The following is a 7,645-nucleotide window of genomic DNA, read 5'->3' on the forward strand; positions in this document are numbered from 1 at the left end:
TTTATCATCATATCATGAACATTTATATTATATTCTTGTTGTTGAATCCAACTATTAACTTTATCTTGTTCTTGTCTCCAGTATGCATCAGGTCTACTACCCAAAACTTTAATCATTTTTTCTGGATTCAATGGAGTAACGGATACAAAAATTGGTTTGATATTATTTATAATACACTTGTTTTTTAATAAATTAAGCCCCTTAATAACATAATTACTATCCCGCCCTTGGCGTAAATCATTAATACCGGCTAAAATTATCAATGTTTTAGGTCTAAAAGGTAATACGTCATTATTAAACCTATTAACTAAATCATCAACAGTATTACCACTATATCCTAAATTTCTAATTTTATAGTTGGTATAGCTTTGCCAGTTATACTCCGGATAACTAGGTGGATTAGAGATCGCTCCTCCACCATGTGTTATACTATCACCTAATGATGCTATTACCGTCTCATTTCTATCAACCGTAAAACTTTGAGAAGATGATTCAGTTATCATCTTCTCATTTTGATCATAAGCTACAACTGACCAAACATATTTTCCAGTATCAATATAAGGCTTTTTGTCATAATAATCAAATACAGCTTTTCCTGAAATTTTATATTCTCTAACCAAAGAATATTGATCATTTTGTAGTTTAGCTACTCTTAATACATAATAGTTAGCATTATTAACTGGTACCCACGTGAAAACCTGATACAACTTTGAATTTGGAACATTATCATAGTCGCCCAATGTCACAATTTTAGTTTTAGTATTGTTACTATCAATTGGTATTTCGGAACTAAATTTTGTCATTGGCAACTTATTTACATCTAATGCTCTAACTTGATAATATAAATTTTCACCATAATATTCAAGTTCAGTTCCCGGAACATAAGTAATTTTGGTTTCCTGCGTTAAAAAAACGTCCTTGTAATACTTTTTCTTTATTATCAACTCATACATTACCGCATTAGGAATTCTCTCCCAAACTAAAAAAACCTTATTGTCTTTAGAGCTTGTAGCATAGCTTATCTTTGATACTAATAAAATCGCTAACATTAATAATATAATTTTTTTCATTTTTAAACCTCAAAAAATCGGCTACTGCTATGATAGCAATAGCCGATTTTATTAATTTCTTGTAATAATTCTCGCCATACGATCATAGCGAATATAATACCAGATCCATTTTAAAAATATAACAATTCTACTACGGAAATCAATCAAACGCCAAATATGAATTACCGACCACATTAGCCAAGCAACCAATCCTTCCGAAGTATAAGAGCCCATACTTACAACAGCATCATTACGACCTATTGTTGCCATTGCACCAACTGATTTATACCTGAATTTTTTTAATGGCTTATTCTTAATCAATGCTAATACATTTTCAGCAGCAATATCAGCTTGTTGCATCGCCACCGGTGCGATCATCGCTAACGGTGCACCATCTTGCATAAAATTAGCCATATCACCAACCGCAAATACATCTTTTTTATTTGGTAACTGTAGATACTCATCGACAATTGCTCGACCGGCTCTATCTTGCTCACACCCTAATCGATCTACTAAACTCACTGCCTTTACGCCTGCAGCCCAAATAACAGTTCTGGTTGCCATTTTTTCGCCACTTTTAAAAATTAATTCTCGCCCATCATAATCAACAACCGCTTCACATAATCTCACTTCAATATTTTTCTTTATTAAAGTATTGATAGTAGCAGTCCGCAATTTTTCCGGCATAGTCGGCAGCACTTTATCTGTTGCTTCTACTAAAATAATTTTCACTTCTTCAAAGTTAAGCGTATGATATTCTTTATTAAGCACAAAATAGACCAACTCTGATAAAGCACCAGCTTCTTCTACTCCAGTCGGACCACCGCCAACAATAACAAATTTTAACAGAGCTCTACGCTTTTCTTCATCTTTTTCATGTGCTGCTAATTCAAATCTTGATAAAATATGATTTCTAATATTAACCGCTTCTATCAACGTTTTCATGCCCATCGTATTTTTTGAAATACTTTCCATGCCAAAGAAATTATTTTGTCCGCCAGCCGCTAATACCAAATAATCATAGTCAATCGCCGTATAATCGGTCATAATAATTTTTTTATCCATATCAATTTGTTTGACTTCAGCCATATGAAAGTCAACGTTAGGCTTTTCACAAAATATCGATCTAATAGGATGAGCAATATCATCTACTGATAAGCCCGCTGTTGAAATTTGATATAATAATGGTTGAAATAAATGATAATTATTTTTATCTATAATAGTTATATCGATTGGATGTTTCGCTAACAACTGTGCAGTTTTCAAGCCACCAAATCCGGCTCCAACGATAACAACGTGAGGTCTTTTTGATTTCTTTTGCAAGATGTTCACTCCTTAATTTATCTTATCCCTTAAAAAGAAAGTTAAAAAAGTAACAATCTTTTTTATGATAATTCCTCATTATTATACCTTATATTTTAGTTAAATGCTAGCCTTAATTAATTAAAAGAGTGCTTTCTTTTGCTAGAAGAAGCTATTCCCATTTGTTCTCGATATTTTGCAACCGTTCTGCGCGAAATATTAATTTCGTAGCTTTCAAGTTTTTCACAAATATCTTGGTCCGCCCAAGGCTTAGCGTGATTTTCGGTCATTATAATCTCTTTAATAATTTTTTTAATTTTTGTTGTAGCAATTTCTTCGTTATTATTATTAAGAATATTGCCAATAAAAAAATTTCTAATATACATTATTCCATATGGTGTATCAGCATATTTATTAGCAACCGCCCTGCTGACAGTCGACTCATGAATTTCCACCTCTTCAGCAATGACTCTCATTGTTAATGGTTTTAAAAAGTTTGCTCCACTTTCAAAAAATTCATGTTGATATTCTACAATTTTTTTCATCACTTTAGCTAAAGTATTTCTCCGCTGCTCAATACTTTTCATCAATGATAGCGCTGCAGTAAATTTATTATTTAAGTATTTTTTAGTGTCTATATCAATATTTTCACTAATTTTTTTGTATGAGTCATTAATCATTAATCGAGGAATCCCATAGTCATTTACCAGCACTACAAAGTCATCATCAACCTTTTTCACAACAACATCCGGTACAACATACTGCACACTTTCTTGATTATAAGTAATACCAGGTTTAGGATTTAAAGTTTTGATAAAATCAATTGCTTGCTCAATTTCACCAGTATGGCACGATAATTTCTTTGCAATATTTTTAATTTTATACCCAACAATATCATTCCAGTATTCTTCAATAATTTTAATAGCTATCATATTTTTATTTTCTCTAGTTTTTGCTTGGATTAAAAGACATTCTTGAAGATTTTGAGCCCCAATTCCATCTGGTTCAAAACCTTGAATTAATTTTAAAACTTGCTCAACTTTTGCTATTGACATATTAAATCTTTCTGCAACATCATTTACTGTAGTATTTAAATAGCCATTATCGTCAATATTGCCAATTAAATATTCCGCAATTTTATGACTATCTGGACTGATGTTGTGTAACTCTAGTTGGTTTATCAAATGCTCTTGCAATGATATTTTATTTGTAACAATCGCTTCAAAATTATAATACTTATCCTGATAAAAAGTTTCACTCAATATATTTTCATTTAAATATTTATTAAAATCTTCAATATTAATTGTGGTGTTGTCATATTTTTCTTCAATATCATCTTTTTTGTCAGTATCAAATTCCAGTACTGGATTTTCTAAAAACTCTTCTTGGATCATATCTTGTAATTCTTGAGCTGATAATTGTAAAACCTCGATTGCTTGTCTTAATTGTGGTGTAATTATTGTCTTTTGTTGAATTGAAAAATTTAGATTATTTTTCATAACTTTACCCTCAATGACTATTATTTTTTACAATAGCAGCAGCAATAGCAGCCCCTAATTCTGAGCCACGATTTTCGAACACTACTGTTATATTATTATTAATTCTATTACTTTTTTTCCCAGCTAAAATTATTTTTGTAATAGTTTCACTATAAAAAGGCATTTTTTCATATAAAGAACCATCCACAGCAATAACTAAATCATTTTTAGTATTGCTACTATTATTTTTTATTATCCCAAGATAAGTTGCAGCCACTAAACTAGCTGCTCTTATGACAATTTGCTTAACGAGTTCAAATATTTCTTTTTGATATTGATCCTTAAAACTTATATTTATTTTAGCAAAAATTTTATTCGTATTAGAACAACCACTATTTAGTATTGTGGAAATAAATTCGGTATTTATAATATATGGTTCTTTTAATATTAACTTTGCCTCAGTTGTACTGTTAAAAACATTGTTATCAACTAAATCCAATAATACTGTTCTTACTACTTCTCCTAAATATCTACCAGCCGATAATTTTTCTAATAATTGTTTTTTAGGTTTTTCCGTTAACAGATCGAATTGCTCATCATATTTATTTAATGGAATTTTAGAAAAATTACCTGATTCTAAGTTGAAAATAGTATCACCAATCAAACATGCCGTATTATGACCAGTACCACAGATTGAACCAATAATAACATTGTTATTGGTATAAGCTGCCGCTAAAAAAGTAGCCACGGTGTCATTAATAACAGCAACTGGTTCTACGTTAAAAATACCCAATTTATTTAATGCAGTTACTAGTAATGCCGTTACATTTTGTCCTTCTACAGCTTTTGTTTTAAACTCTTTCGTCCATTCAATAAGATAAGCTTCATCAATATTAGTTTGAGTAAAGGGAAAGGAAAAAGTATGGCCTAAATAGTACTGTTCACCTTCAGTAATTATTTCTTTAATCATTGTAGCAATGAAATTAAATAATTCACTGCCCGTAGCGGTCTTATCAAGATAATTATATTGTCCACTTAATTTCAATGGTTTTTTTATACTTTTCAATATAGTGTAATTTTTGTTGCCATATAAAGCAATTAAAGATACTCTAACATTACTCCCCCCCAAATCTAGCGCTAAATAGTTTCCTATGCTAAGACTGGTTGGATAAGATAAATATGATGAGAGCATTTTTAAATCACTCTGCTCTTTGGGAAGATTTAATTCCGCTGCGAAAGTATCACTAATTTTTATAATATCAGCCATTTCCAAAGTAAACTGTTTCATAATATCAGTAAAATAGTTCATAAGACCTCCTATGATAGATATAAAAAAAGTTTTTAACTATTTAACAACAGCTAAAAACTTTTATAGTTAACGTTTGGCTGGCAATACTTCCAGCCAATATCCATCTGGATCATTGATAAAGTACAGACCCATTTTAACATTTTCATAGCAAATACAGCCCATTTCTTTATGAAGCTTATAGGCTGCGTCATAATCTTCCACAGTAAAAGCTAAATGAAATTCATTTTCGCCTAAATTATAAGGTTCTGTACGGTCATGTAAGTAAGTTAACTCTAATTGGTGTTGGCTAAGACCATCGCCTAGATAAACTAACGTAAAATGTTCCGTTTCTTTTCGTCTAACTTCTTGTAAATTCAGTGCATCTTTATAAAATTTCAAACTTCTTTCAAGGTTTAATACATTAATATTATTATGAACAAATCTAAATTGCATAATCAACCCTCCGCCTTTATATTTACTTTCATTATATCACAGTATAAGATTATAGTTTATCTTAAAATTTTTTATAATTGTTCTTGGGCAATTTCTTCTAAATATGCCCAACGTTCTAATAAATAGTCCAGCTTTTCCCTTGCTGCTATTTCATCTTTTGTTAACTGCTGTAATAATTCAAAATTACTACCAGCAGAATTTATTTGCCCTTCTAACACTTTTATATAACTTTCAACTTCTGCAATAACCGCTTCAATTTCAGAATACTCTCGTTGTTCCTTAAAGGTAAGTTTTTTCTTAGCTGACTCTGCTTTATTTTTATTAGTTGTTTCTAACTTTTCTACTTTGGGACTCTCTATTTCAGATTCTAACTCAATATTATCTTTGTAATCGGAATAACCACCGTTACTAATTCTAATTTTACCGTCGCCTTCAAAGATAAAACTTTTTTGAGCTAAACGATCAATAAAATATCGATCATGTGATACAAAGATAATAGCCCCATTAAAATTATCAATAAAATCTTCTAAGATACTTAATGTTTGCATATCTAAATCATTAGTTGGTTCATCTAGTAATAAAATATTAGGCTCATCAATTAGTATTTTTAGTAAATAAAGCCTTCTTTTTTCGCCACCTGATAACTTTCCAATATAAGTCCACTGCAAATCGCCAGAAAACAAAAACGTTTCCATCAATTGAGATGCACTTAATTTTGTTCCATCAGCTAATGTAATAAAATGAGCCGTTTCCTTTATATATTCAATAGCCCTTAATCGTTCATCCATATCAATTGTCTCTTGCGAAAAATAGCCAATTTTAACTGTTTGTCCAATTTTAATATTACCAGTAGTAGGCTCTAGTTTCCCAGCAATTAAATTTAGCAGGGTTGATTTCCCTAAGCCATTGTTACCAATAATACCAATCCGATCATTTCGTAATAAATTGTAACTAAAGTTTTCAATAATTTTCTTATCTTGATAATTAAAAGTCAGGTTTTCAATTTCAATAATCATTTTTCCTAAACGACTTGTTCCCATCCCGATTTCAATTTTATCAGTATTTACTGAAAATTTTTGCTGTCTCAATTCTTCAAATCTATCAATTCTAGCTTTTTGTTTTGTAGTTCTGGCTTTAGCCCCTCGTTTAATCCACGCTAATTCAGTTCGATACAAATTTTGCCGTTTACGCTCACTTGCCATTGCAATATCTTCTCGTTGTAATTTCCCCTCTAAAAACTGTGAATAATTACCCTGATAAATATATGACGAACCCCTATCTAATTCTAATATTTTTGTGGCAACATTATCTAAAAAATATCGATCATGTGTTACCATTAATAGTGCCCCTTTATATTTAGCTAAATACTCTTCTAGCCATATAATAGTTTCACTATCAAGATGATTAGTTGGTTCATCTAAAATTAATAAATCACAAATATTTATTAATGATGCTGCCAGCGCAACTCTCTTTTTCTGACCACCAGATAGATTTTTTATTTTTTGAGAAAAATCTGTAATGCCTAATTTAGTTAAAACTATTTTAGCATCACTTTCAATCTTCCAACCATCTAACCTATCAATTTCTTGACTTAATTTTAAAACTTCGTCTTGTAATAATTTATTATTCTCAGTTTCACTAATCTTAAGTGCTTGCTCATATTGCGCTAGAACTTTCATTATTGGCTGATTTCCTTTAAATACCTCCATTAAAACGGTATTATCAGGTTCTAATTCAGCATCTTGTAGCAAACATTCAATTTGTAGTCCGCGCGCTTTAATCATACTGCCATAATCAGGTGTTACTAATCCTGCAATGGTTTTTATAAAGGTTGATTTACCAGTACCATTTACTCCAACTAAGCCAATTTTATCGCCATTATCAATGGTAAAATTAATATTTTCAAATAATATCTTTTCACCATAAGATTTACTTAAATTTTCAACAGTTAATATCATATTACTTTCCTTATCTTTTATCTTAGTATTCTACTTATTATATCACATTTTCAGCCATCATTACCTAAAGCCCATAAGACCATTCTTCTTAAAACTCTACCTTACTTTGTAGTTAAA

6 protein-coding genes are annotated in these 7,645 nt (G+C 30.5%); all 6 read right to left on the reverse strand.

Translation table 11 applies throughout. The annotated features are described in order from the left end of the window. Positions 1-1,070: SGNH/GDSL hydrolase family protein (locus tag KBI38_07600; protein ID MBP8629918.1), on the reverse strand; the 1,070-nt coding region annotated here is incomplete at its 3' end. Positions 1,071-1,121: 51 nt separating this feature from the next. Then, positions 1,122-2,372: an NAD(P)/FAD-dependent oxidoreductase gene (locus KBI38_07605; GenBank protein MBP8629919.1), complete on the reverse strand. Its 1,251-nt coding sequence runs from the start codon at positions 2,370-2,372 to the stop codon at positions 1,122-1,124. 116 nt (positions 2,373-2,488) lie between these two features. Next, positions 2,489-3,850 (reverse strand): RNA polymerase factor sigma-54, encoded by a 1,362-nt coding sequence (rpoN, locus tag KBI38_07610; protein MBP8629920.1) that lies wholly within the window; start codon positions 3,848-3,850, stop codon positions 2,489-2,491. Between the two features lie 10 nt (positions 3,851-3,860). Then, entirely contained in the window at positions 3,861-5,138 is a 1,278-nt protein-coding gene (locus tag KBI38_07615; GenBank protein ID MBP8629921.1) for a hexokinase, read from the reverse strand. 66 nt (positions 5,139-5,204) lie between these two features. Then, the gene (locus KBI38_07620; GenBank protein ID MBP8629922.1) at positions 5,205-5,570 is read right to left on the reverse strand and encodes a VOC family protein; all 366 of its coding nucleotides are present in this window, start codon (positions 5,568-5,570) and stop codon (positions 5,205-5,207) included. A 71-nt stretch (positions 5,571-5,641) separates the two neighbouring features. Then, entirely contained in the window at positions 5,642-7,528 is a 1,887-nt protein-coding gene (locus tag KBI38_07625) for an ABC-F family ATP-binding cassette domain-containing protein (protein ID MBP8629923.1), read from the reverse strand. Between the last annotated feature and the right edge of the window lie 117 nt (positions 7,529-7,645).

The organism is Negativicutes bacterium (assembly GCA_018052945.1).
GTDB lineage: Bacteria > Bacillota > Negativicutes > JAGPMH01 > JAGPMH01 > JAGPMH01.